The organism is Pseudomonas syringae group sp. J248-6 (assembly GCF_032586995.1).
Classification (GTDB): Bacteria; Pseudomonadota; Gammaproteobacteria; order Pseudomonadales; family Pseudomonadaceae; genus Aquipseudomonas; species Aquipseudomonas amygdali.
The window spans coordinates 45,898-71,537 of sequence record NZ_JAWHOP010000017.1; the positions used below are offsets into that span (position 1 = coordinate 45,898).

The 25,640-nt window shown below is 58.6% G+C and carries 22 protein-coding genes; 11 read left to right on the top strand and 11 right to left on the bottom strand.

Features of this window, described 5'->3' with window-relative positions:
* Nucleotides 1-595: 595 nt before the first annotated feature.
* The 4 genes from fabB to RYC17_RS20090 all read right to left on the bottom strand — a co-directional run bounded on the left by fabB (nucleotide 596) and on the right by RYC17_RS20090 (nucleotide 4,628).
* Nucleotides 596-1,819 (bottom strand): beta-ketoacyl-ACP synthase I, encoded by a 1,224-nt coding sequence (fabB, locus tag RYC17_RS20075; RefSeq protein WP_058400468.1) that lies wholly within the window; start codon nucleotides 1,817-1,819, stop codon nucleotides 596-598.
* Nucleotides 1,820-1,829: 10 nt separating this feature from the next.
* Nucleotides 1,830-2,345: a 3-hydroxyacyl-[acyl-carrier-protein] dehydratase FabA gene (gene fabA, locus RYC17_RS20080; RefSeq protein WP_002552989.1), complete on the bottom strand. Its 516-nt coding sequence runs from the start codon at nucleotides 2,343-2,345 to the stop codon at nucleotides 1,830-1,832.
* A 220-nt stretch (nucleotides 2,346-2,565) separates the two neighbouring features.
* Nucleotides 2,566-4,503 carry an ATP-binding protein gene (locus tag RYC17_RS20085; protein WP_219171249.1) on the bottom strand — a complete coding sequence of 646 codons (1,938 nt, stop codon included), beginning with the start codon at nucleotides 4,501-4,503 and terminating at the stop codon, nucleotides 2,566-2,568.
* Complete coding sequence (locus RYC17_RS20090; RefSeq protein ID WP_268257619.1) at nucleotides 4,500-4,628, bottom strand: hypothetical protein; 129 nt, start codon at nucleotides 4,626-4,628, stop codon at nucleotides 4,500-4,502. The genes RYC17_RS20085 and RYC17_RS20090 overlap by 4 nt, the downstream gene beginning before the upstream one ends.
* A 161-nt stretch (nucleotides 4,629-4,789) precedes the next feature.
* On the opposite strand from RYC17_RS20090, the gene RYC17_RS20095 reads away from it, so the two are divergent.
* The 8 genes from RYC17_RS20095 (at nucleotide 4,790) to RYC17_RS20130 (ending at nucleotide 11,020) form a co-directional block, all read left to right on the top strand.
* Entirely contained in the window at nucleotides 4,790-5,815 is a 1,026-nt protein-coding gene (locus RYC17_RS20095; protein ID WP_230018227.1) for an NAD(P)H-dependent glycerol-3-phosphate dehydrogenase, read from the top strand.
* Nucleotides 5,816-5,840: 25 nt separating this feature from the next.
* Nucleotides 5,841-6,185, top strand: a complete 345-nt coding sequence (locus RYC17_RS20100; protein WP_316904218.1) for a DUF4389 domain-containing protein — start codon at nucleotides 5,841-5,843, stop codon at nucleotides 6,183-6,185.
* Entirely contained in the window at nucleotides 6,182-6,637 is a 456-nt protein-coding gene (gene sixA / locus RYC17_RS20105; RefSeq protein WP_230018229.1) for a phosphohistidine phosphatase SixA, read from the top strand. The genes RYC17_RS20100 and sixA overlap by 4 nt, the downstream gene beginning before the upstream one ends.
* 60 nt (nucleotides 6,638-6,697) lie before the next feature.
* Nucleotides 6,698-7,141 (top strand): hotdog fold thioesterase, encoded by a 444-nt coding sequence (locus RYC17_RS20110; RefSeq protein WP_004664705.1) that lies wholly within the window; start codon nucleotides 6,698-6,700, stop codon nucleotides 7,139-7,141.
* A 119-nt stretch (nucleotides 7,142-7,260) separates the two neighbouring features.
* Nucleotides 7,261-8,070 (top strand): alpha/beta fold hydrolase, encoded by an 810-nt coding sequence (locus RYC17_RS20115; protein WP_057403337.1) that lies wholly within the window; start codon nucleotides 7,261-7,263, stop codon nucleotides 8,068-8,070.
* Nucleotides 8,067-8,921, top strand: a complete 855-nt coding sequence (locus RYC17_RS20120; protein WP_122281922.1) for an alpha/beta fold hydrolase — start codon at nucleotides 8,067-8,069, stop codon at nucleotides 8,919-8,921. The genes RYC17_RS20115 and RYC17_RS20120 overlap by 4 nt, the downstream gene beginning before the upstream one ends.
* 139 nt (nucleotides 8,922-9,060) lie before the next feature.
* Nucleotides 9,061-9,879, top strand: coding sequence for a DUF4892 domain-containing protein (locus tag RYC17_RS20125; RefSeq protein WP_193601380.1), 819 nt, complete (start codon nucleotides 9,061-9,063; stop codon nucleotides 9,877-9,879).
* A 91-nt stretch (nucleotides 9,880-9,970) separates the two neighbouring features.
* Nucleotides 9,971-11,020: an AI-2E family transporter gene (locus RYC17_RS20130; protein ID WP_058400476.1), complete on the top strand. Its 1,050-nt coding sequence runs from the start codon at nucleotides 9,971-9,973 to the stop codon at nucleotides 11,018-11,020.
* Nucleotides 11,021-11,065: 45 nt separating this feature from the next.
* Here the strand turns inward: RYC17_RS20130 and xopAW are convergent, their stop codons facing one another.
* The 3 genes from xopAW to RYC17_RS20145 all read right to left on the bottom strand — a co-directional run bounded on the left by xopAW (nucleotide 11,066) and on the right by RYC17_RS20145 (nucleotide 13,711).
* A complete protein-coding gene (gene xopAW, locus RYC17_RS20135) occupies nucleotides 11,066-11,824 on the bottom strand; it encodes an EF-hand domain-containing protein (protein ID WP_122281924.1) in 759 nt (252 codons plus the stop codon).
* A gap of 115 nt (nucleotides 11,825-11,939) precedes the next feature.
* The gene (locus tag RYC17_RS20140) at nucleotides 11,940-12,965 is read right to left on the bottom strand and encodes a sensor histidine kinase (RefSeq protein WP_058400478.1); all 1,026 of its coding nucleotides are present in this window, start codon (nucleotides 12,963-12,965) and stop codon (nucleotides 11,940-11,942) included.
* On the bottom strand, nucleotides 12,962-13,711 hold the full coding sequence (locus tag RYC17_RS20145; RefSeq protein WP_122258728.1) for a response regulator: 750 nt from the start codon (nucleotides 13,709-13,711) through the stop codon (nucleotides 12,962-12,964). Before RYC17_RS20145 ends, RYC17_RS20140 begins: the two co-directional genes overlap by 4 nt.
* A 363-nt stretch (nucleotides 13,712-14,074) precedes the next feature.
* On the opposite strand from RYC17_RS20145, the gene RYC17_RS20150 reads away from it, so the two are divergent.
* The 3 genes from RYC17_RS20150 to RYC17_RS20160 all read left to right on the top strand — a co-directional run bounded on the left by RYC17_RS20150 (nucleotide 14,075) and on the right by RYC17_RS20160 (nucleotide 20,286).
* Nucleotides 14,075-16,123: a hypothetical protein gene (locus tag RYC17_RS20150; protein ID WP_230018237.1), complete on the top strand. Its 2,049-nt coding sequence runs from the start codon at nucleotides 14,075-14,077 to the stop codon at nucleotides 16,121-16,123.
* 321 nt (nucleotides 16,124-16,444) lie between these two features.
* The gene (locus RYC17_RS20155; RefSeq protein WP_316904221.1) at nucleotides 16,445-18,640 is read left to right on the top strand and encodes an autotransporter outer membrane beta-barrel domain-containing protein; all 2,196 of its coding nucleotides are present in this window, start codon (nucleotides 16,445-16,447) and stop codon (nucleotides 18,638-18,640) included.
* A 107-nt stretch (nucleotides 18,641-18,747) separates the two neighbouring features.
* A complete protein-coding gene (locus tag RYC17_RS20160) occupies nucleotides 18,748-20,286 on the top strand; it encodes a hypothetical protein (RefSeq protein ID WP_316904223.1) in 1,539 nt (512 codons plus the stop codon).
* A gap of 41 nt (nucleotides 20,287-20,327) precedes the next feature.
* On the opposite strand, the gene RYC17_RS20165 is transcribed toward RYC17_RS20160, so the two are convergent.
* The 4 genes from RYC17_RS20165 to RYC17_RS20180 all read right to left on the bottom strand — a co-directional run bounded on the left by RYC17_RS20165 (nucleotide 20,328) and on the right by RYC17_RS20180 (nucleotide 25,452).
* Nucleotides 20,328-21,443 (bottom strand): fimbrial protein, encoded by a 1,116-nt coding sequence (locus tag RYC17_RS20165; RefSeq protein ID WP_122258732.1) that lies wholly within the window; start codon nucleotides 21,441-21,443, stop codon nucleotides 20,328-20,330.
* A 47-nt stretch (nucleotides 21,444-21,490) separates the two neighbouring features.
* Entirely contained in the window at nucleotides 21,491-24,007 is a 2,517-nt protein-coding gene (locus RYC17_RS20170; protein WP_316904225.1) for a fimbria/pilus outer membrane usher protein, read from the bottom strand.
* A gap of 36 nt (nucleotides 24,008-24,043) precedes the next feature.
* Nucleotides 24,044-24,790: a molecular chaperone gene (locus RYC17_RS20175; protein ID WP_057403328.1), complete on the bottom strand. Its 747-nt coding sequence runs from the start codon at nucleotides 24,788-24,790 to the stop codon at nucleotides 24,044-24,046.
* A gap of 107 nt (nucleotides 24,791-24,897) precedes the next feature.
* Nucleotides 24,898-25,452 carry a fimbrial protein gene (locus RYC17_RS20180; RefSeq protein ID WP_122258734.1) on the bottom strand — a complete coding sequence of 185 codons (555 nt, stop codon included), beginning with the start codon at nucleotides 25,450-25,452 and terminating at the stop codon, nucleotides 24,898-24,900.
* Between the last annotated feature and the right edge of the window lie 188 nt (nucleotides 25,453-25,640).

The window sequence follows — 25,640 nt, forward strand, 5'->3', positions numbered from 1 at the left end:
CCATGCTCCGCGTGGGCATGCCGGTCTGGACGCTCTGCGTCCTCTTGCGACGCAGAGCGTCGTGAACTGCATTCCCACGCTGGAGCGTGAGGAACGAGCGGTGTTCTGAAGATTTATCGTTCCTGCAGATGTACCGAAGAACACTATCGTGCCCATGCTCCGCGTGGGCATGCCGGTCTGGACGCTCTGCGTCCTCTTGCGACGCAGAGCGTCGTGAACTGCATTCCCGCACTGGAGCGTGAGAAACGATAGGTGTTCTGAAGATCCATTGTTCCTGCAGGCACACCGCAGAGCATCATCGTGCCCACGCTGGAGTATGAGAAACGAGGGGTGTTCTGAAGATCCATCGTTCCTGCAGGCACACCGCAGAGCATCCTCGTGCCCATGCTCCGCGTGGGCATGCCGGTCTGGACGCTCTGCGTCCTCTTGCGACGCAGAGCGTCGTGAACTGCATTCCCGCACTGGAGCGTGAGAAACGATAGGTGTTCTGAAGATCCATCGTTCCTGCAGGTACACCGGAGAACAACAGCCACTTTGGCCTGTTCACAAAAAAGGCGCCTCGAAAGGCGCCTTTTTGTTTGTCGCAAAAGCAGTATTACTTGCCCGCCCAGCGCTTCAACACCAGCGTAGCGTTGGTGCCACCGAAGCCGAAGCTGTTGCTCATGACCAGGTCGATCTTCGCATCTTCCTGGGTCTTGAGCAGGATAGGCATGTCGGCAACCACCGGGTCCAGCTCGTCGATGTTGGCCGAACCTGCTATGAAGTTGTTTTCCATCATCAGCAGGCAATAGATCGCTTCGTGAACACCGGCGGCACCCAGCGAGTGGCCCGACAGGCTCTTGGTGGAGCTGATCGCCGGAGCGTTGGCGCCGAATACTTCGCGCACGCCTTCCATTTCCTTGGCGTCGCCGACCGGGGTCGAGGTGCCGTGGGTGTTGATGTAGTCAATGTCGCCGGAGTTGATATCACCCAGAGCCATCTGCATGCAGCGAATTGCACCTTCACCGCTTGGCGCAACCATGTCGTAGCCGTCGGATGTAGCACCGTAGCCGACGATTTCAGCATAGATTTTCGCGCCGCGTGCCAGAGCGTGTTCCAGCTCTTCGACGACAACCATGCCGCCGCCACCGGCAATGACGAAACCGTCACGCTTGGCGTCGTAGGCACGGGAGGCTTTTTCCGGCGTCTCGTTATACTGAGTGGACAGCGCGCCCATTGCGTCGAACAGGAACGACTGGCTCCAGTGCTCTTCTTCGCCGCCACCGGCAAAGACGATGTCCTGTTTGCCCAGCTGGATCTGCTCGACAGCGTTGCCGATGCAGTGAGCGCTGGTGGCACAGGCGGACGAAATTGAGTAGTTCACGCCCTTGATCTTGAACGGCGTGGCGAGGCAGGCCGAAACGGTGCTGCCCATGGTCCGCGTGACACGGTAAGGACCGACGCGCTTGACGCCTTTTTCGCGCAGGGTATCCAGCGCTTCCATCTGGTTCAGGGTCGATGCGCCGCCGCTGCCAGCGATCAGGCCGGTACGCACGTTGGAAACCTGTTCCTCGGTAAGACCCGAATCGGTGATTGCGTCTTTCATCGCCAGGTAGGCATAAGCTGCCGCATGACCGACGAAGCGAAAGATCTTGCGATCGATCAGCTCTTCCAGATTCAGGTCGATGGAGCCGGAAACCTGGCTGCGCAGACCCATTTCGGCATATTCCGGGTTGAAGCGGATGCCAGGGCGGTTAGCACGCAGGTTAGCGGTGACGGTGTCTTTGTCATTGCCCAAGCAGGAAACAATACCCAGACCAGTGATAACGACGCGGCGCATGCGAGTACCCTTAGAAATTTTCAGTGGAAGTAAACACGCCGACCCGAAGGCCTTCGGCGGTATAGATTTCACGACCGTCGACACTCACTGAGCCGTCGGCAATGGCCAGGTTCAGTTTGCCTTTCAGGACGCGCTTGATATGAATGTTGTAGGTGACTTTTTTGGCGGTAGGCAGCACCTGGCCGAAAAACTTCACCTCGCCCGAACCCAGGGCGCGGCCACGGCCGGGGTTACCCTGCCAGCCAAGATAGAAACCAACCAGTTGCCACATGGCGTCAAGGCCCAGGCATCCTGGCATCACCGGATCACCTTCAAAGTGGCAGGCAAAAAACCACAGGTCCGGGTTGATATCCAGTTCGGCGACCAATTCACCCTTGCTGAACTTGCCACCTTCGTCGCTGATGTGTGTGATGCGATCAACCATCAGCATGTTGGGGGCGGGCAGTTGCGCATTACCTGGGCCGAACAGCTCGCCACGACTGCAGCGCAGCAGGTCTTCCCGGGTAAAGGCGTGTTGTTTGGTCATGCGAGCTCCTCAATAATCTCGTGCGGCAGGTTGTGGCGTCACTGGCTAGAACGCTGGTCCTGTCGTACCAATTCGCCAGGACCCTGTCCGGCAGCCTACTCATAGACTGTTGCGTTGTAATGAAAGTCACAGCTCAGGTGAAATCAAGGTACACCTGTTCACTGAATTTTGTCATTCAGCCGATTTTGCTGGCTGATTTGCGTGCCAAGACTGCCGCAATTTAACATTTATCGCCAGTCACAGGTGCGTCAAAGGGCAGCCAACGGTGTAAAACCTGCTGTAAATCAGCGTGTTTGAAAGGTTTCGCCAGGTAATCATCCATACCTGCCTGTAAACACGCGTCCCGATCACCCTGCAGTGCATTGGCAGTCAGGGCAATGATTGGGATTCGTTCCAGGCCGGAAAGTTGCCTGATTCTACGTGTGGCTTCATAGCCGTCCATAACCGGCAGTCGGCAATCCATGAGGATCAGTGCGTGGTTTCCCGCGCTTGCCTTCATCACCGCTTCGGCGCCATCCACCGCCACGTCGACTTCGCAACCCAGATTACGCAACATGGCCTGCACCACGGTGCGGTTCACCGGGTTGTCCTCGACCAGCAATATGCTGCGCTCCTTGCCATGTGCATCGAGTACCGACAGCGGCTTGGCGATATCCACCGAAACATCGCGTGAAACGGGCAGGGGAATCTGCAGCGTGAACACAGAACCCGAACCCTCCTGGCTCTCGGCACGCAACGTGCCGCCCATGCGTTCGGCAAGGGTACGGGCAATCGGCAGTCCCAACCCTGTGCCGCCATAGCGCCTGGAAATCGAGCTGTCGGCCTGCTTGAACGCATCGAACATCGACTCCAGTCGCTCAGCGTCGATACCAATGCCGCTGTCATGCACGGCACAGGTAAAGTGCAGCTGGTCGTTGTCGAGCATCGCCCATTGGGCGACAACGCTGACCTTGCCTTGCTCGGTAAATTTAAGTGCGTTGCCGATCAGATTCACCAGGATCTGCCTGATCCGGGTCGGGTCGCCTGTGACGGTCACTGTTTCCAGCCCAGGCTGAATGTGCAGTTCCAGTAGCAGCTTGCGTTGCAGTGCGCTGTGGTTGAACGCATGGGTCGAGGCACTGACCAGTTCGGCCAGATTGAACGCTATGCCTTCCATTTGCAGGGCATCGCGTTCAATGCGGGAAAAATCGAGAATGTCGTTGATGACCCGTAGCAGATGCTCGGTTGACTCGGTCGCCAGCGTCGCATACTCGCTTTGCTCAGCGGTCATGCGCGTGGTTTCCATCAGTTGCAGCATGCCCAGCACGCCGTTCATGGGGGTGCGCAACTCGTGACTCATCATTGCCAGGAAATCTGACTTGGCACGGTTGGCCTGCTCGGCTTCCTCACGTGTCTGGATCAACTGCGCCACCGAGCGCTGCTGTTCAAGGCTGGTGCGGTGCAGGTTCTCTGCCAGATTGTTGATGTGCCGCGCCAGTGCGCCTAACTCGGCATCGTCGCTGACCGGCAGGGGCACATGGTAGTCGCCCTGCTGAATGGCCTTGAGGGCTTCGCCCATTTCCTTGACAGGTCTGGACAGGCTCAAGGCCAGGCCGCGGGCCAGCAAAAAAGCGAACAGCAACGCGCCCAGCGCCAGAACACCGGCCTTGAGCAATATTTCCTGTTGCCGTCGACTGAAGGCTTCATTGGACATCCCGACCAATACTCGTCCCAGATAGCTCTGCGACGTATTTTCAGGTGCCTGGCGATTGCCTTTGGGCGACGTGGCGGGGTGACTGTTAGCCTTTGCGCGCTGTGGGTAGACAGAGGCCTGGAATATTTCCATCTGCCGTGCCAACTGCTCGTTTTCGCGGGGCTGATCTATATAGATCATGGCCGTATTGGAGCTGTCCTGAATCTCTACATAGCGAACGCTGGGCATGGACAGGGTGGCGCGCATCAACGCCTTCAACCCGTCGATATCGCCTGTCGCCACACCCGGTTCGACGGCCATAGCCAATTGATTGGCGATGAGCTGCCCGGTGTGATTGAGCTCCTGACGCAAGTCCTGAATACGCACGAAGGTGAAAAAACTGATCAGCAGAGCCGTCAGCAACAGGGCAGGGCCCAGGCTGATGATCTGAGTGCGGGTATTGATATCCCAGTGCCGAAATTTCATCGGCTGCGTGCCTTGCGCGCAATGCTTTGCGCTAGTGACTCGATTGATGCGTCCATGCCTGTTCGCCCGGTGGTCGCGACCCGGTCCGGCTGTGCAGCGCAGTGCCGGGTGTCGCGATAATTCATGCTGTGCACGCATGTTAACCGAGATAGCGCACGTTTCCAGCGAACTTGTTGTCGCAGGCAGTCCCTGCATGTGCGACAGATCAGCTTTGTTGCTGGCCGATACCGCAGCGCTCCGTATAATGCGGGCATCGCCACTTGAATGGCTCTGGATGGATAGTTTTATGACCACACAGCAACCAGTCGCGGTTCTTGGTGGTGGCAGCTTCGGTACTGCCATTGCAAATCTGCTGGCCGAGAACGGCCATCAGGTTCTCCAGTGGATGCGTGATCCGGAGCAGGCGCAGGCGATTCGCGTCAACCGGGAGAACCCCCGTTATCTCAAGGGCATCAAGGTCCGGCCTGAAGTCGAGCCGGTTACCGACATCACCGCCGCGCTTGAAGCCTGCGAGCTGATTTTCGTCGCTCTGCCCTCAAGCGCCCTGCGCTCGGTACTCTCGCCCCATGTCGAGCGCCTGAACGGCAAGATGCTGGTCAGTCTGACCAAGGGTATTGAAGCGCAGAGCTTCAAATTGATGAGCCAGATCCTCGAAGAGATCGTTCCCCAGGCGCGTATCGGCGTATTGTCCGGACCCAACCTGGCCCGGGAGATCGCCGAGCATGCGTTGACCGCCACCGTGGTTGCCAGCGAAGACGAGGCGCTGTGTCAGCAGGTCCAGGCCGCGCTGCACGGTCGTACGTTTCGGGTCTACGCCAGCAACGACCGGTTTGGTGTAGAACTGGGCGGGGCATTGAAGAACGTCTACGCAATTATCGCCGGCATGGCCGTAGCGCTGGAGATGGGCGAAAACACCAAGAGCATGCTGATCACCCGGGCGCTGGCGGAAATGACCCGTTTTGCGGTCAGTCAGGGTGCCAACCCGATGACCTTTCTCGGTCTGGCCGGGGTGGGCGATCTGATCGTCACTTGCTCCTCTCCCAAAAGTCGCAATTATCAGGTCGGTTTTGCGCTGGGCCAGGGGCTGACGCTGGAGGAGGCGGTTACTCGTCTGGGCGAAGTAGCCGAGGGCGTGAACACGCTCAAGGTGCTCAAGGTCAAAGCGCAGGAGGTGCAGGTCTATATGCCGTTGGTCGCCGGGCTGCACGCGATTCTTTTTGAAGGCCGTACGCTCAGTCAGGTCATTGAGGCGTTGATGCGTGCCGAGCCCAAGACGGATGTCGATTTCATTTCAATTACCGGCTTTAATTGACCTCATTCTGATCAGGGAGAATGTCTTGAACGAGTCGAAAATCCAGCATAACGAATCGATCCTGCTGCGCATTCTGTGGATGCTGCTGTTTCTGGGTGTATGGCACGTTGCGCAGATCATTCTGGCGGGCGTAGTGCTGGTGCAATTGGTTTATCGCCTTATTTATGGCGCGCCGAATGGCGGCCTGATGAGTTTCGGCGACAGTATCAGCCAGTACCTGGCCCAGATTGGTCGTTTCGGGACGTTTCACAGCGACCACAAGCCCTGGCCCTTCGCCGACTGGCCAGCGCCGCGCGCTGCTGAAGGCGAGGCGGCTCATCATGTTCCGCCAGCGCCGCATCCGGTGCGTAACGAAGAGCCAAAACTGTGAAGGTCTGGGTATTGCGTCATGGCGAAGCGCAGTCGCGGGCGCGCAGTGATGCCGAACGCGAGCTGACCGCACACGGGCGTGAGGAGGTGCTCAAAAGTGCAGTACACCTGACTGACAAGGCGGTGCGACGGATCATCGCCAGCCCCTATGTTCGTGCACAGCAGACTGCCGAGTTGGTACGCCAGTCGCTGGGGTTCAATGATCCGGTGGTGACGGTGCCCTGGCTGACGCCGGACAGCAGCCCGCGTGAGGTGTTGCTCCAGTTGGACAAGCTGGGCGTCGGTGAAGTGCTGCTGGTCAGTCATCAACCCCTGGTGGGCGAATTGATCGGCGTACTGGCGCACGGCAGTCCGCAACAGGCCGAGCCCATGAGTACCGCCAGTCTGGCCGAGCTGGAAGGCGAGTTCGTGTTGGCTGGCGCAATGCAGCTCAACAGCGTTCGACACGTTTGAAACGGTCTGTTCGAGCAATGAATCACCGCGAACGCGGCTCTCTTTGAAAAAGGATTTAACATGAGTGTATGGCGTCAGGCTCCTGATATCGAAGCCCTTATGGCGGCTCAGAAAAACACCATTGGCGAGGTGCTGGATATTCGCTTCGAATCGTTCACGGATGATTCCCTGACGGCCAGCATGGTGGTCGATCAGCGTACCCATCAGCCTTTCGGGCTGCTGCATGGCGGTGCATCCGTGGTGCTTGCCGAGTCTCTGGGATCGATGGCCAGTTACCTGATTGTCGACCCGAGCAAGTATTTCTGCGTCGGGCTAGAGGTCAACGCCAACCATCTGCGCGGTGTGCGTACCGGACGGGTAACCGGTGTTGTGCGTCCCGTGCACATCGGCCGTACCACTCATGTATGGGACATCCGCATCAGTACTGAAGAGGGCAAGCTGAGCTGCATATCGCGTCTGACCGTGGCGGTTGTGCCGCATGGCCAGGAGCCGCCTGCCCGCTGAGTTCATGCGCCTGATTTGTGGATGGCCGGAGTGCCATCTGCGATGGCAGTTCCAGTCATTGCTGTTGCTTGAAGCGGCTGCGCACAATTGCGACTCGTACGGCCTCTGGAAGTATCGGTATGTCGCAACCCGTGTTCTTCGCTCACGCCAACGGTTTTCCATCGGCTACCTATGGAAAGCTGTTCTGCGCGTTGGCACCGGAATATGCCGTCACGCACCTTGATCAGCATGCTCACGACCCGCGCTTTCCGGTGGATGACAACTGGCTGAACCTGGTCGATGAGCTGATCCATCATCTGCGTGAGCAGCCCGGCCCGGTATGGGGTGTGGGGCACTCGCTGGGTGGGGTTCTGCACCTGCATGCCGCGCTGCGCTGTCCGCAACTTTATCGTGGTGTGGTGATGCTGGATTCGCCGGTGCTGGGCCTGGCTGATCAGTTGTTCATCCGCGCAGCCAAACGGCTGGGTTTCATTGACCGCATCACGCCAGCGGGCCGCACACTGGGGCGTCGCGAGGCATTTGCCGATCTGGATGCAGCCCGCGCCTACTTTGCCAGCAAGACCCTGTTTCGCCGTTTCGATCCCGACTGCCTGACCGCTTACCTTGAACACGGCCTGCAGCAGGATGGCGAGCAACTGCGTCTGCGCTTTGACCCGGCGACGGAGATTAGTATTTACCGCAGCATTCCTCACACCAGCCCGATACCATCGCGGCAGCTCAAGGTGCCGCTGGCCATGGTGCGTGGCCAACACAGCCGGGTGATCATGCCTCATCATGGTTACCTTGCCCGACGCATGCGCGAAGGCGAATACCTGTCCATGCCCGGAGGGCACATGTTTCCACTTGAACGACCGGACGAAACGGCGTTGCTGCTCAAGACGCTGTTTGCACGCTGGAATGCCCGCAGTGCCTCCAGGGCCAGTGCATGACGCTTGCGGTGGAGGAAGTGCGCCTGAGCCTGGGGCATATCGAGCTGGCGGCTCATCTGTACGGCCCCGAGGACGGTCAGCCGGTTATCGCGCTGCACGGCTGGCTCGACAACGCCAACAGTTTCGCCCGGCTCGCACCACGTCTTGAGGGGGTACGGGTGGTGGCGCTGGACCTGGCGGGGCACGGTCATTCTGATCACCGACCAGCAGGCTCGTCCTATGCACTGGCTGATTATGCATTCGACGTGCTGCGCGTCGCCGAGCAACTTGGCTGGCAGCGCTTTGCCCTGCTGGGGCACTCGCTGGGCGCGATCATTTCTGTGTTGCTGGCAAGTTCGCTACCCGAGCGGGTCACGCGCCTGGCGCTGATCGACGGTCTGCTGCCATTGACGGGCAAGGCCGAATCCGCCGCCGAGCGAATGGGTGCCGCCATGCAGGCGCAACTCGAACTGGCGAACAAGAAAAAACCGGTTTATCAGGATCAGGATCGAGCCATTCAGGCGCGGATGAAAGGCGTGGTGGCGGTCAGTCGCGAGGCGGCCGAGCTGCTGGCTCAGCGAGGCTTGATGCCGGTGCCGGGTGGTTACACCTGGCGCAGCGACAGCCGCCTGACCTTGCCCTCCGCAATACGCTTCACGGATCAACAGGCCATGGCGTTCGTTCACGGCATTCGTTGCCCGACGCAATTGGTGATTGCCTCCGATGGCATGCTGGCGCAAAGGCAGGAGCTGTTGTCAGCGCTGCCCTTTGACGTCGAACGGCTGGTCGGCGGGCATCATTTGCACCTGAACGATGAGCAGGGAGCACATTCTGTTGCACACTGTATCAATCGCTTCTTCGCTGCTTCTTGACTTGAGACCGGCAACTGCCGACGCTGAGCGGGTTGAAACAGGAGTCAACCGTGATGGATCAATCCGCAGCCTCTCGCGACCGCCTTGTCGGCGATCTTTTTTATTCTAGCCCCCTGCTTGCCTGCCAATGAGAGCACTCATGCGTTTATCAAGTGTTCCCGTTGCGGCGTTGTGCATGTCGCTGTTCAGCGCTGTCCTTTTCGCTGCCGATGCGCCGGGCAGTCGTGATCTGGAGATTTTGCCCCGTCTGACCGATACCGAAATCGTAGACTATCGTCCTGCCGCCGAGCTTGAGCGTGTCTACCCGATGGGCTCGATCCGCAAGATCAGCGGTCAGTTGCGTTTCGACGGCCAGGTCAGTGCGCGTGGCACTCTGACGTCGGTTACTTATCAATTACCTGCCGAGCACGCATCCGACGACGCCTTTACCGCCGCGCGTGAAGCCTTGCAGCAGCAGGGTGCAGAATTGTTGTTCTGGTGCCAGGCGCGTGACTGCGGAGAAAGCAGTCTGTGGGCCAACGAGGTGTTCGGTAATGCCAAGCTGTATGGCGCGGACGACCGGCAGGCGTACCTGCTGTTGCGTCTGGCCGAGCCCCGGAGCGAAACCCTGGTCGCGCTATACAGCATCACCCGCGGCAACCGTAGGGCTTACTTGCATGTCGAGCAGTTTGAATCCGCCGCGCCGCTGGGCGAACTGCTGCCAACCTCGGCCACGTTGCTGCGCCAACTGAAAAGCACGGGCAAGCTGGAGCTGCCCAGGCTGAGCGGCGAGCCACAGGAAGCCTGGGTCACGCTGATTTCCCGCGGTCTGAATCTGGACAGCACGCTGCGCGCAACCGTCTCCGGCCCCAGTGCAAGTGCATGGCGCGACGCTCTGGTGGCCAAGGGCGTGCGCGCTGCGCGTCTGGAAGCGGGCGCTGCCGATAGCAAGGGGCTGGTGATCGAGGTCATCCGCTAACCCTGATGCGCAAGGTTATGGAGAACAATAGCTGACCTCAGCCTTGTTCAGCCTTATGCTCGTGACCTCCGAGCCTATAAGTGGATGCCGCATGTTCAACAATGATCGTTTACTGGTGCAGATTCTGCTGCTGGCGCTATTCGGTGCCTGCCTCTGGGTGATGGCACCTTTCTGGTCGGCACTGATCTGGGGCGCGGTACTGGCGTTTGCCAGCTGGCCGCTGATGCGCCTGCTGACACGCTGGTTCAACGGTCGCGAATCGCTGGCCGCTTTGGTCATGAGCCTGTGCTGGATGTTGCTGGTGGCGGCTCCGCTGGTCTGGCTGGGGTTCAATCTTGCTGATCATGTGCGTGATGCCACGGCGCTGATCAAGGATATCCAGGTGGACGGGCTGCCCGATCCGCCGCAATGGTTGGCAGGGGTTCCATTGGTGGGCGAGCGACTGGTGGGGTTCTGGACCACCATCGATCAGCAGGGCGCGGCGCTGATGAATACCGTCAAGCCTTATCTGGGGGAGGTCGGCAACTGGCTGCTGGCGCGCAGTGCACAGATAGGTGGCGGCATCCTTGAGCTGACCCTGAGCATCGTCTTCGCGTTCTTTTTCTACCGCGATGGCCCGCGTCTGGCGGCCTTCGTGCTCAGCCTGCTTGAGCGTCTGATCGGTGATCGTGCCCAGTACTATCTGGACCTGGTGGCCGGTACGGTACAACGAGTGGTCAACGGGGTGATAGGCACGGCGGCGGCACAGGCATTGCTGGCGCTGATCGGCTTTCTGATTGCGGGCATTCCCGGCGCGCTGGTACTGGGTATTCTTACTTTCCTGTTCAGCCTTATTCCGATGGGCCCGCCGCTGGTCTGGTTGCCTGCGACTGCCTGGCTGGTCTGGCAGGGCGAATACGGCATGGCGATATTTCTAGGTATCTGGGGCATGTTCGTCATCAGCGGTGTCGATAACGTGCTCAAGCCTTACCTGATCAGTCGGGGCGGCAACCTGCCGCTGGTGATCGTGTTGCTGGGGGTATTTGGTGGTCTGCTGGCGTTTGGTTTTATCGGCCTGTTCATCGGCCCGACCCTGCTGGCGGTAGCCTATAGCCTGCTGACTGACTGGGTTGGCAGCGAGCGTGCCCGCAGCAGCCGCTGACGGCGAAAGTTTCCGCCGCACCAGGACGGGCGGCGGAGCCTCGCTTTACGCAGCGGTGTCCAAGTACTTACCGACTGGCTTACTGCTCTGGGTGTCATATTTTTCGCTGAGTGCGGCGATCATCTTGTTCAAGGCCTGAGTGGCAATCTGGTTGGTGTTGCCCTGATCAATGGTGTTGTCACTCTGTTTCAACGCGGCAGACAACTCGGAGGCGCTGATACTGTCGTTGCTATCGCTGTCCAGCGTACTGAACAGGTTGGCGCTGTCAGTGCTGCCGGAGGTGCTCATTTGCGCAGGCGGCATACCGGCAGGGGGCTGTTGCGGTTGCATACCGGCGACCAGTTCTTCAAGGCTGACTGTGCCGTCTTCGTCAGTGTCCAGTGCATCGAACACCTGGTTGCTGTTCGCCGTGCTGCCCGAATTGCTCAGGCCGGTGGTCAGTTCGTCGCTGCTGATCGCGCCATCGCCATCGCTGTCCAGCGAGCCGAGCAGGTCTTCTGCCTGCTCATCGACCGACTGCATGGGCGGCGGCGGTGGCGGCGTCATGGCGGCCAGTTCATCGGCATCCAGGCTGTCGTCGTCATTGCTGTCCAGATCGCTGAACGTCTTGCTCAGGCTGACAGTAATGCCATCCTTGCTGTCCGACGATAGGGCTGAACTCAGCTCATCCTTGCCGATGCTGCCGTCGCCATCGGTGTCCAGTTTTGCCAGCAACTCTTCCTGAAACTTCTTGCTGTTGGTGCTGGTGGTTGCGCTGGTCGAACTGGTATAGCTGGAAAAGCTGCTGCTGATCCCGTTGATCATGAGTCTCACTCCCCTGAGATAAATGTGTCCGGTAGCGGTGTACCGGCTTTTGCAGCCTCGGGGCGTCAGTTGTCCTGGAGATTTAAGATTTGTACGCGGCGTGATACAGACTGCGTCAGAGGCGCGGCAGGTTCAGTATCGCGGTCAGGCCGCCACCCGGTGTTTGCGCAAGCGTCAGCTCGCCGCCGATTCTTCGCGCAGCCTCACGGGCGATGCTCATGCCCATGCCGATGCCGCCGGAGTTGCGGTTGCGCGAACCTTCCAGGCGATAGAACGGCTCAAACACCGCTTCGTGAAATTCAGGGGCAATGCCCGGTCCGTGATCAACGACCGATACGCGTACGCGTTCGGCGCTGTCCTCGATCACGATATGGACGCTACCGGCATAGCGCAGCGCGTTGTCGACCAGGTTCTGCAGGCACGAGCGCAGTGCCATCGGTTGTGTTCTGAGCGGCTTGCACTGGCCTTGGTACTGCACATCGTCGCCATTGTCCTGCGCATTCTCGGCCTGGGATTCGATCAGCGCCTGCAGGTCGAACTGCTGCAACGCTTCGCTGCGCCGATGTTCATTGAGGTAGGCAAGCGTGGCGTCGAGCATGCTGATCATGTCGTTGAGGTCCTGTGTCATCTGGCCATGCAGCCTTGGCTCTTCGATCTGTTCAACACGCAGCTTGAGCCGCGAAAGGGGCGTGCGCAGGTCATGGGATACCGCAGCCAGCATGCGCCCGCGCTGCTGCATCTGTTCGCGGATCTTGCGCTGCATGAGGTTGAAGGTCTGCGCGGCCTGGCGTGCTTCCTGCGGGCCGCTTATTTCAAGGGGCGGGCTGTCCAGGTCTTCACTGAGGCGCTCGGCGGCCTCGCTCAGGCGCTGTACCGGGCGGCTCAGTGCCTTGGCGCCATACCATGCGGCAACAATGAGGGTGACGAACTGAAAGAACAGCAGCACCAGCGGGCCACCCGGTGGCGGTCGATGACGTCGCCCTTGATCATCCTGCGAATGCTGCGCGTCGGGGCGGTCATCAGGTGGAGGGCGCATGCCGTATTGGGTGAACCAGATGAAAGCCAGTAAATGCGCCAGCAGAATAGCCAGCAGTGCGCCCCCGAAAAGGCGCGCAAACAGCGTGTCGAACCGGCGGATCAACCCAGCTCCCTGGCATCGAACAAATAGCCTTCACCGCGCACAGTCTTGATCAACTGCGGGTTCTTTGGATCGTCGCCGAGCTTCTGACGCAAACGCGAGACCAGCAAATCGATGCTGCGGTCGAACGCTTCGATCGATCGGCCTCGGGCGGCGTCCAGCAACTGTTCACGGCTCAGCACCCGGTGCGGCCGTTCGAGAAATACGCGCAGCAGACGGAACTCGGCGTTGGACAGCGGCACCACCAGACCGTCGGCGGCTGTCAATTGACGCAGCACGCTGTTCAGCCGCCAGGCGTCAAAGCGAATGGTGGTGCGCTGATCGCTGCGTTCGTCGCGTACCCGGCGCAGTATGGTCTGAATACGCGCGACCAGCTCGCGCGGCTCGAACGGCTTGGCCATGTAATCGTCGGCACCCAGTTCCAGACCAATGATCCGGTCAGTCGGTTCGCAGCGTGCGGTCAGCATCAGAATCGGGATGTCCGAGGTGCTGCGCAGCCAGCGGCACAGCGACAGGCCGTCTTCACCGGGCAGCATCAGGTCGAGCACCACCACGTCGAAGGTTTCATCGGTCAATGCCTGACGCATCTGCGTGCCGTCGGTGACGCCACGAGCGTTGATATTGAAGCGCGTCAGGTAATCGCAGAGCAGTTCGCGAATGGCCACATCGTCATCGACAATCAGCGCGCGAACGCTCCAGCGTTGTTCGGTCGATGTGGCATCCAGGGGGTTATCGTGAAGTGCTTGCATAGTGCGTCTGTCGCCTGCGTGTGCCGCCGTTGTCTGGCCGCTGTTGAAGATCAACGCTGCTCCTCATGCTACTTCGCCGGGAGTTGCGGCGGAAGGGTGACGTGATCGAATGTCGGGGGCATTTCAGAAATGTATCCAGCCTGATACAAAAGCTGTCGAACGTGCTTTCCGGCTCAGCCCTGCTACTGCTAGTTCTGACAGTATCCCGTCTCCGGTAACTGCCGTTTAATCAGCTGGAGCATAGGCCCGGATGGCCTGTGGTCTGAAGAAAAGCGCTCACTGAGAGAGCTTTTCACCCATCAATCCGCCGCAGGGCTCCTGTGAAGGGAGGGGGCGGCAATCGGTAGCAAAGGAGTGCTCATTATGGTCGGTTCGAAAACAATACTGACACCTGAACAAAGCAAGACGGCGCGCATCGCGTACCGGCTGGCGCGCAGTCAGCGCGGTATGGACCTCAAGGCAGAGCTCGCAGTGGCGCAAGTGGCCAACATCGTGGACCCGACGGACGGGACGTTGAACAAGGACGTTTTGCTCGGTGCATCGCTTGACGTTACTCTCGCCCAGTGGGCGCAGTTGGTCACTGGCGATAACGAATCCGATACCTTTTTCATCGATTGGGCAGTGGGTGAAGTACCGGCTGACGACGGATTCGTGGAAGTGTTCACAGATAAGGTCACTGCGCCAGTGGCCGTTGGCACCTTTCCAAAGACGATCAACATTCCGCTGACCGCCCTTTCGCCTGGATTCCCCAAACCGGCAGACGGTGTTTATAGTCTTCGCTATCGGATCAGGCAGCCGAACGACCAGGAGACTATCAGCCCGCTGCTCAAGCTGATCGTCGATACCACGCCGCCCGGCGGGCATGTTGAGCCCGGGCAGATGAGTCTGAACACAGATCAGTTGACCCAGGCGTTTCTGGATAACAATCCGGACGGTATTGTCGGCACGCTGCCTGACTATGACGACTGGACACCCGGCGACAAGGTAGCGTTCTATTGGGTTGGCACTCCGTTGCCCGACAAGCCCGCAGATCTGCCGGCTCCTGTCGGTGTCGTTGACGTGGCCAGCGCGACGGATAATAAGGTGACATTCCCGGTTGATATAATTGGCGACTCCAAGGATGAGGCCTACTACGTCGCTTACTTTCTGGTGGACAAAGCGACCAACCGCAGTCCGCTTTCCAACTACAAGCGCATAGACGTAGCGTTGGGGCTGCTGCCCGACAATCTGAAGGACCCGCTGGTGCCACTGGCGCTGCCTCCGGAAAATCTGATCAACCTGCCTGACGCACGAATGGGCGTCGAGGTGCTGATCGAGTCGTTCGATAACTGGAAGCCTACCGATCGTATCGAGGTCACTTGGGGTACAGCAGTACTGTGGCCTGAGTACATGGGAGAGGTCCCGCAGTTTCCGTTTTCGGTCAGGGTTCCTGACACGGTGTTGCGTGATCAGTACGATCAAGCGACTGGCGGTGATCAGCCGACTACAGTGAGTTATCGAGTCCTGCGTGGCGTTGTTCCGTCCGCAGTGAAAAGCATCAGTGTCAATGTCAATTTCTTCACTATCGGGCCTTATCCCGTTCCTGATCCTGACTGGCCTGATCCGGTCAACGATCAGTTGTTACCGGTCGAGGTCTACGGCGAAGTTTCCAACGCGCTGAATGTCCTGACGCCGCAGGACGATAAGAAGGATGCCAGTGTCAGATTCAAACTTTATGACCCGCTTCTAGCGGGCGAAGTTGTAGATTTCTACTGGGGCGCGAGCCATGTGCCTGAGGTGCAATACACCGTGGTAGGCACTGATAAGGCCGGAGACGAGCGCGAGGTCGAAATACCCTGGCGTTATATCGAATTTGAAGGTAATCGCCCTGATTTGCCGGTTCATTACAGCATTCGTGCCGCCGACTCAGAGAATACGCAACAATCGCCGGATACGCGGGTCGACGTGAGTGCTGTGGTCATCACTCCCGATGCCCCGGTCTTTGAAGGTACCAGTTCAGGCGGCTGGCTGAATTGCACCTCGCTCTATAAGGATCCTGCCAATCCATCCTCAGGAGAGCCCGGTGTGCGAGTGGCCGTTCCTGATCTTTCGAACTATCTGGTGACAGGCGATACCGTCACTCTGTACTGGAACGCTTTTCCGCCGGATCCAAATGACGATACGCCTATTTCAGGTGCCGAAAAGACCGAAGATATTGTGTTGGGGGACGATTATCCAGTCACGGGCTTTACTTGGCTGGTCACGCCATACGCGACACACCTTCTGCCCACTTATGACCCTGCTGGTCATGGCATAGATGCGCGCGGGAAGATCAAGTATTCGTTCACTCTGAAGGGCTCCACCATTACCTCACTGGAAACCACTGCCAAGGTGGGTATGTACTGGGCAAATGGAGCGTGTCCTATCGTGTAGAGAGCTTTAAAGACGGATCACAGGCAGAAGGTGCCTGCGATCCTCTGCGCGCCGTGTTTTCAGTTATTGCGCCGGTCCAGGTTGCTCCCAAACAGTTTAATGAAGCTGTGCGTATGGGGGCATTTTGCCTACGCTTACCGGTACCTCCCCGTAAATTAACGACTGGCAGAGCCTCAATACCAGAACCTCCCTACATTTACATAGGAAACGTCCTACAGAGCATTCAGTTTGATCCCCGTAACCTTCCGGCCTCTTTCTCGTGGCCGAGTTCGGGCAAGGACCACGGGGTTCAACGCCGTTTCATTCAGGTAATACACCATAATGAATGCTCCATTCGCGCTGCTTCCGCTCTCACGAACACTAAAGATCATGGCGTTTCTCTCCCCCTTCCTGTCCAGCAGTTCTGTCTTTGCGCAAACCTCTGTCAATGGCCCCGCGACCATTGATGCCACGACCCCGCTGGACAGCTATCGGGTGGGCAGCAATGGGGTGCTGACCGCCAATGGCGCGACCACCCTGCAAATATCTACAGTCACCGGCGCGCAGCTGACACTCAATGGCAGTCAGGTCAGCGCGGCTACCGGCACAGCAGTCTCGTTGACCGGGGCAAATGCCTTGATTACCGGAAGCCAGCTGACGGGAGGCGCGGATGGTATGGGGATGGGCAATAACACTGCGCAACTGGTTGGCTCCACGGCAACGGTTATCGGCAGCACGATCACGGCAACCAATCGTGGCGTGAATGCCGGCTCGCTTGCCAATCTGACACTGGAGCACAGCGCAGTAACGGCCACGGGCACCAACGGCAGAGGCGTGGAGATGTTTGACTCCACTGTGAAGGCGTCCGACAGTACCATCACCGGGCAGCAATATGGCATCCGTATGCTTGCCGACCCCGGCGTGCCCTCAAGCAATCTATTGACCCTGGAAGGGACCCGGGTTGAAGGTGTCACGGATTCGGCACTGATTGTCGGAACGCCCACCGGGGCGCCTGCCACTGCCACTATTTTCGTAAAAAATGGCTCCACGCTGACCGGCGGCAACGGCAAGATACTGGAGCTGATCAACGGTTCTACAGCCAATATGACCGTCGACAACAGTCAATTGCTGGGCGACATATCCGCTGACGCAGGCAGTACTGCCGGTCTGGTATTACAAAACAATGCCACCCTGACCGGACGTCTGCAGAACGTCGCCAGTTTTTCGCTCGCCAGCGGGGGGCAGTGGACGATGGTCGAAAACAGCCAGGTGGGTAACGTGTCCATGAATGGCGGGTCGGTCAGGTTTGGTGACGCGGCCTCGTTTTACACCTTGTCACTTGCAAGCCTGTCAGGGAGCGGCACGTTCATGATGGACGTGGATTTCGGCGGCGCGGCCACAGACTTTCTGGATATCACCGGCAATGCAACCGGCAGCCATTCCTTGCTTATCGGCAGCACCGGTACCGATCCTCTCAGTGACACCTCTCTGCACGTAGTACATGCCGCAGCCGGCGATGCCAGTTTTTCCCTGGCAGGCGGCGCCGTGGATCTGGGGGCATGGTCCTATGACCTGATCAAGCATGGCGCAAACGACTGGTATCTGGACACCGCCACCCGAACCATCAGCCCGGGCGCACAGACTGTCATGGCGTTGTTCAATACCGCACCGACTGTCTGGTATGGAGAGTTGAGCACGTTACGTTCGCGCATGGGTGAGTTGCGCATGGACCAGGCCCGTTCCGGTGGCTGGATGCGTACCTACGGCAACAAATTCAATGTCGCCGACGCCTCGGGCTTCGGATATCAGCAGGTTCAGAGCGGTGTTGCTCTTGGCGCAGATGGCAAGCTGCCTGTGGGGTCGGGGCAATGGCTGGCGGGTGTCATGATCGGGCAAAGCTCGTCCGACCTCAGCCTGGATCACGGTGCCAGTGGCAAGGTCGACAGCTACTCGCTGGGCGCTTACAGCACCTGGCTGGACAGCGAGAGCGGCTACTACGTCGATGGCGTGATCAAACTCAATCAGTTCAAAAACAAGGCCAGAGTCAATCTCAGCGATGGTTCCCGCACGCGCGGCAACTACGACAATCTGGGGGTTGGCGCGTCACTGGAACTGGGTCGGCACATCAAACTGAACAACGGTTATTTTCTTGAACCCTACACCCAACTGACGGGCCTGGTCGTTCAGGGCAAGGACTATGCCCTGGATAACGGTATGCATGCTGAAGGTGACCGCAGCCGGTCGCTGCTCGGCAAGGTCGGTACGACGGCGGGGCGCAGTTTCGATCTGGGCCAGGGACGTACGCTGCAACCTTACGTGCGGGTTGCCGTGGCCCAGGAATTCGTCAACAGGAACGAGGTCAAGGTCAACGACAACGTCTTCAATAACGACCTCTCTGGTTCCCGTGGCGAATTGGGTGCGGGCGTTTCGGTGTCGCTGTCTGACAACCTGCAGTTGCATGCTGATTTCGATTACAGCAATGGCGATGCCATCGAGCAGCCGTGGGGCGCCAGTGCAGGCTTGCGTTACAGCTGGTAGCGACAGCGAAGCGGGAGGCTGATGCTTGATCGATGGCGCTGATGCGCCAACGGTCCTATCACTTGTGCCAGTATCCGCAGAAAAAAACTGGGTGTTAACTGACGGGCATGGCGGTCGGCAAACGGGTCGGCCACCGCTTTCTCGTGCTGGAGGCCTGGCTAATGTCTGTCATTTCAACGTGGATCGAACGGATCAGAATCCTTTTTCGGCCGGCTTCATGGCGCAAGAGCGTGCTGCTTGCGCCGCCCTTGATCGCCGAACTCCTCCCTGACGTACCCGGCGGTGAGCCCAATCTGCTTCCCAGCAGTGCCTGGCTCGTGCCGTTGCGGGTCGATTTTCCCATGTGGCAAAACTCCGAGCCCACCCCAAGCAACCCTGAGTATCTGCGCGTGTACTGGAATGACGTGCTGCTGGACGAGAAGGTCTGGACCGAACCTGTACAGCCTGTCGATCTGTTCATCATGATCGCGCAGCAACGCCTTGGCGAAGGCCGGCATCAACTCCGTTATAGCGTCGAGACCGCGAACCAGGTGCAGACTGAATCCGAAACACTGGCCTTTGTCATTGATAAAACGGCACCGGTATTCGCAGACGAAGGGGCGCTGATTTTTCCGGAAGAAATCATCAGGGATGGTCTTACCTCGGCCTGGCTGGACTCTCATGGCGACACCGTGCTGGCCGAAGTGCCCGCGTATTTTTTGCCGAACCCCGGGGATCTCGTTATCTGGTACTGGAGCAGTACGCCGACGGGATCGGAGCGCACCGGAACCCTGACGCTTGAAGAGTCCGATATCGGAAGCGCGATTAATATTGCCTTCGACAGGCAACTGGTTCTCGAGAGCGGCGATGGCATTCGTTACGTGTCCTACAGGCTGAAGGATCGCTCGGGGAATAGCGGGCCCCGGGCGCTGGCTGTTTCGCTGCTGGTGTGCGCTCAGCCAGTACAGCGTGTGCTGCCACCCCCGCTGGTTCAGAAGGCCTCAGGCTCGGCATACGCCAGTACCCTCGATCCGGTAGATGCTTATGGGGGCGCAGTGGTATCGATACCCGAGAATGCCGTGATTGCTCCCGGTGACACCGTCCGCGTCCAATGGGCCGAGCCCGGCAGTGTGGGTTCCTTTCTTACGGAGGTAGCAGACTCGAGACTGTTCAACATTCCTTCCACACAGATTGCCCAGCATTTCGGCAAGGCGATCCCGGTGTACTACGAGGTGTTCGAAAATAGCGCCGAACCACCTTATCGTTCGGACCAGCATACTCTGACTCTGCGTATTCCGGGGATGACAGGCTTTCCAGTCGTGCAGTGTGACAAGGTCTCCGGGACGATTCTGAGCCTGCAAGACATTGCCGAGGGAGGCTACGCAAGGTTCACGCTCGACAGTTGGTCATTCATGGGCACTGACCAGTTCGTCACCATTGATGTGCGTGGTGTCAGCGGTGCTGATAATGAGTTGTTGATCGTGAACGTTCTGGATGAATACCCGGTGCCGCGGGTGGACGATAGAATCGACGCCGGTGTTATCAGCAAAACGGATTTGAAGGCATTTAATCTCGGCACTCAGCTGGATGTCCGGGTGCGTGTGAGTTTCGACCAGACGCTCTCCTGGCAGTCTTTCCCTTCGCTCAGACCAACGTTGTACCCCTGAGGAGGTCATGGACCGCCAGGTTGGCAGTCCACGGCGCATTGCTACTTGTAGGTCATCGTGAAGCTGAGGGCCCCTTTGGCCTTGCCCGGCCGGATCGCGCTGCTGGCCTGTGTCTGATAGAAACGGGCGTAAAAGTTCAGCACAACGTTACCGGGTGTGATTACCATCATTGGCACTTCGGTCTGCAGCTCCATGGGCGTGACTCCATCACCTTTGAGAATCTGAATCCCCATGCCCTTGGCGTCCGAGTCGCTGGTCAGGGTGAAAACCCCGCTGCCGACAGGGCCCTCGGGAACCGAGCCTTCGACACCATCGAGCTGGATATGCGCCGTTGCCACGAAGCCTGCGTCCATGTAGGTCTCGCAGTTACTCAACGCAATACTGAAGGGCACTGCCGGTGTGGTGAAGCCGGGACCGGTGAAGTCCGCGCTGTCCCACTCACCCAACTGCACCGGGTCGGCACTGACCGGATCTGCACCAACGCTGCACTGTGCCTGAAGTATCGTGCCGGTTAGCCCGTACTTCATGATCCTGCCAAGCGTTGTCACGCTTCCGGAGAACAGTTCACTGCCATTGAGCACATTGGGTCCGGAGGGGATCGGTCCGGTCTTGACCAGCGTTACATAGTTGTTCAAATGAACGAAAGGCAGGCTCGTGAGCATTTTCTGGTGGTCGTTGAGGCCGATGAACGGAACGGAGGCGCTTCCTCCTACAGGCGTGAAGCAATTGCTGCAGTTCCTGTCATACGGATACCCCAGTCTTATCCGCACTCCGACGCCCGGAATATTGGTTTGCAGTATCTTGCCTGTGAGGTCTTCCCCGTTTATCGGCTCCAGCGTGCCAGGAAATATCGGAACCGTAGCCGTTGCATTGAATTCCAGAAGAGCCGTGCCGTCATTTCTGCAGGCCGCCTCCAGACCTGCCTTGTCTGGCGTGGTGTGAAGCATATCGATGCTGCCGATAAAGGTGCCCACTGCGGCGTCTTTCGGGACGTAGAGCGTGCCGATGTCGCGCCGGTAATCTTTTATTCCCGGTGGGGAAATCCAATAGCAATCGTTGCTCGGTATGTCATCCGGTAGGTCGGAATAAGCCGCAGCACTATAGCTGGTCCCCAACAGGATCAGACTGGGGAGCAGGGCGTTCAATGCAGAGTTCATGGGGGGATTCCTGAAATAACAATGTCGCGGATGGCTCAGACCTGATGTCACTGGGCACACGTCATGTCTTGCATTCGGTAGCCCTTGGCCAGAGGCATGCCGGCGGGGTCTATGTGCAGATGACACTGAGGGTCGCTTTTCTCACCCCAGCGGACATCGAGGGTTTGTGCCTGCATGCCGGTGGACAGCAAAATCTGCCCGCCCTGACCTGCGATGCCCAGAATGTTGCCCTGCGCATCGCTCACCTGGGCACCGAATGGCAACGGTTTGCCACCGTCAGTGGTTGCATTGATGATCAGGCGTGTCACCGTGCGCGCAGCGAAAGTAGTCTTGATCACGGCACCCCTGGCAGGTACTACTTGAGTACTGGCGTTATCGATTTCCACCTCGGGCCCCAGTCGGTCGGTTTGCAAGGTGATCGGGTTATGGCGGTAGGGACGCAGATAGGGCATCAATGCGTAGCCGCGACTATTGGTCCTGACACCGGTAGCGTTCTGTATGCCAACGCCGGGTGTATCGGGTACTTCGATCAGGGCGATGGTGTCGCCCAGATTCGGGCCGAACTCGATGCCATCCGCATGCAGCAACAAGGCACCACTGGCGTTGACTGATGCACTTCGATAATCATTGCCTTGGGTCACACCGGCGCCGAGGCTGGCGAAGGGCGCCTGATAGCCGGCCGCGAGGCCTGCACTTTGCTGCTTGCCGTCATCGTTGCTCAGACTGGCGTGATAGTTGACGCGGTTTTCATAGAGGCTGCCGCTCAGGCTGCCCCGTTGACTGTGGCGATTGGCGCTGCTTTGCAGGTCGAATGTGGCATTGCTCGAATGGCCGGTGTCGAGGGGCATCGAGATGCTCAGGCCGAACTGCCGGTCGTTGCCGCGGCTACTACTGGCTGCGCTCAGTGACTGTGAGGCGTAGAAGTTATAGGTGATCCCGGCACGATGGGTGTTGAAATTGAATTGAAATTGTCGCTGTTCGATATCGCTGCCCCAGTAATCCTGTTGCGACAGCGTCAGACCAACGCTGCTGCGTAAGCCGATTCTCTGATGAACCGAAGCTTCCAGGCGGCTTCGGCGGCTGCCTGTGAACGTAGCGTCGTTGCTGCGCTGACTGACGGCTTCGTCGAAATCCCGATAGCCTTCGGTGGAGTAGCGATAACCTGCGAAGCGCAGATTGGTCTGGGTAGTGAACGCCTTGCCATACTTGATGGCGTAACTCATGCCTTGCACGCTGGACTGACCGGGTTGGTCGATGCTGGCGCGTGACCGGGTCACATCGAACGCCATCGCCCCCAGCGTGCCCATGTCCCGTGACACGCCCAGTGCAGCGGCGTGGTAGAAGTCGCTGGTTATAACTCCGCCATAAAGTGTCGAGTTCCAGCCTGTTCCAACGGCCAGCGTGCCTTGCCACAGCCACGGATGCTCGGTGGCGTAGGCACCGTTGAAGCGGCCCAGGGCGGCGCTGTATTTCCAGACGCCTTCGCGCAACAGGTTACTCATGGTCGAGTAAGGTTGGGTAAAGCGCCGGACCTGACCATCGGCCTCGGTCAGCACGATCTCCAGTTCGCCGCTGCCCGCCGTGTTCAGGTCATCTATTTCATAGGGGCCGGCACTGACATATGTGGAGTAGATCGGGTATCCGTTGCGCAGCACTTCCAGTTTGGCCCTGCTTTGCGCAACGCCACGAATCACCGGTGCGTAACCCTGCAGGGAATCGGGGAGCATCTCCTGATCGGTTTTGATCAACCCGCCCTTGATCGGCACGCTCCGGAAGACATCGCCGCCGGTGTAGGTTTCACCCAGGGTCAGGTTAGCGTGCGTGCCAGGCAGGTCGCGCTGTGCATAAGCATAGGCTCTGGTCCACTCGCGATGTCCCCGCGCATCCTGACGCACGCTTTGATTGCTGCGCAATCGCCATGATCCCAGGTTGATACCGGTGTTGAGGTACAGGTCTGCGTTGCTGCTGGTGCCTGTCTCCCTGTGGGTCGTCTGTTGCACCGAGGTCTGGTAATTGATGAAGGCGGCGTTGATGCCGTAATCCCAAAGCGCCGGGTCCACTCGCCCGTTGGCATCGCGGCGCATGGCGATCTGCGGTATAGAGATCGACAGTTGCAGTCTGCCGCCGTCCAGTACGACCCTGGCGTCCGGAATCAGTTGCCCCAGCGCGACACAGGCGACTTGCAACAAGGCCGGGTCGGCCAGACTGCCGAGACGTACGCCGATCTGCTCCAGCAACTCCGGTGACAGGCAGGGCAGCAGGCCGTTGCCTTGTGGGTCGGCATCGAAACGGATCTGACGTTGGCCGAAATAGCGCATATTGACGTGGATTTCTACCCAATGCTCGCCTGGCCCGAGGCTCTCGACAGCTGACAACTGGTTCAGCACGCTGGCCGCGGCCGCACTGTCATAGTCCTGGCCCTGACGCAGGAAGCCAGGCTGGAAATTGACGGCGGTTGCCGCTCTGGTCGGCTCCAGCACAACGGTAACGCTGCCGCACACAATCAGCACCTGCATAAAGCGCAGGCGCACTGGTATGAGCCCGGAATCGGGTAATAGGGTCATGTTCAATGTCCTGGGATGAAGCGGGTCTGCGCTGTTTCAGTCAGTCAGCGTGGCCGTAGCTGTCAGCGGCTGGCTGTAGCCGCCGTAATCGTTGATCGCGGCAAACACCACCTGAAGGCCCGGTATCGCTTTCGTTTCGTTGAGCTTGTAATGGCGAGAGCTGAACGGGCCAAGCATGGCGACTTCACTGACCTTTTCAGTCCTGCCATCACCGGAGACGTCGAGGCGAATGAACGACACATGAAAGGGCGTCGGATTCATGGCGGTCAGCTCTGCCTTGCCGGCAATCTGCCGGACCGACCATTGCAGGTCCTTGAGGCGGGCAGTGGGGTTGTCAGTCAGCAGAACCGGGCGATAAAACAGTTTGATACGGGTACGCAGGGCAATATTCAGCACATTGCCTTGCGAAGAGTTGGCCTGAGGTATTTCCTGCACGTTGAAGTAGAACAATGATTCACGATCGGAGGGCAGGTCTTGGGGCAGGCCATTGATCTGTACGTGTTGTTCCTTGCCCGGATTAAGGCGAAAAAGTGGCGGCGAAGGTGCGAATGGAACGACGGTGACAGTGTCGTCTGCCTCCGTATTTACCCAGGTCTGTACCGCGAACGGCCGATCACTTGGATTGGATATGACCACCGACGTACTGCGCTTGTCGCCATCGAATACTATGCGCGTTGCGTTGACGGTCAGTGCTGCCTGGCTGGCAGGTATATAAGCTGCGCACATGAATAATATCGTGCACCCCGCGAGGGCAGGTCTTTTAAAAGACTGTTGGCACATCATGAAAAGTTACCTTGTACGTTCAGATCCGAAACGGACCTGAACGTATTGAAGATGCTTCACGTGAAAAGACTATCGATCCTTACACAGTGAGCGAGTGGGTCGATGTATCAGTTAATCGCGACAACAAACTGGACATCCGCCGAGGCAGCACCGGCTTGAACGGTAGCTGCTGTCGAACGGTAGTAGGCGTTGAACACCATGTCGGTGACACCGCCGTCGAGCAGTGTGTAAGGCGCCGACGTGTCGCCTGGTTTGATCGAGACCCCGGTCTGGTCCTTGATGACAATCGCAACGCCCTTTGCCCCGTCGGCAGTAGGGGTGACGCCGAAGTAGTCGCCGCTGCTGTCCGCGTCACCGATGAAGGTGACTTTGGCCGCATTCAAGCTGCCACCCGCCAGGCCGCAGTTGCCGTTGTCATTGACGCGCAGGGCAAAGCTCTTGCCAGACAGTTCGTCACCGATGCCGGTGAAGCGGCTGGCCTCGATAGAGCCCATGTTAACCAGGTTGCCGGTAGAGCCATCGCCCGGATTGACCACTTCGATAGGGCAGGTGGTGGAGGTTATCTTGCCTTCGAAACGGATGGTGCCGGAGTTGGCGGATGCGGCAGTGCCGGTCAGTGTGGTCGCCAGAGCAAGGCCTAGTACGGATAGCATTTTATTCACGATAAAAACCTTATAAGTATTAAAGTCACAAGAGTGGAGATGTAACTATTTATGGTGTCTTGATAGACAGTTTGTGTTGTGCGTCATGACGGGACGGGAGTTTACAGCAGGTGCGTTAGTTGCGAAGTCTCTGGCGGACTTTGGTTAGTGGCGGGAGGTGTAGGATATTTCCTAAATTAGTGTCATAC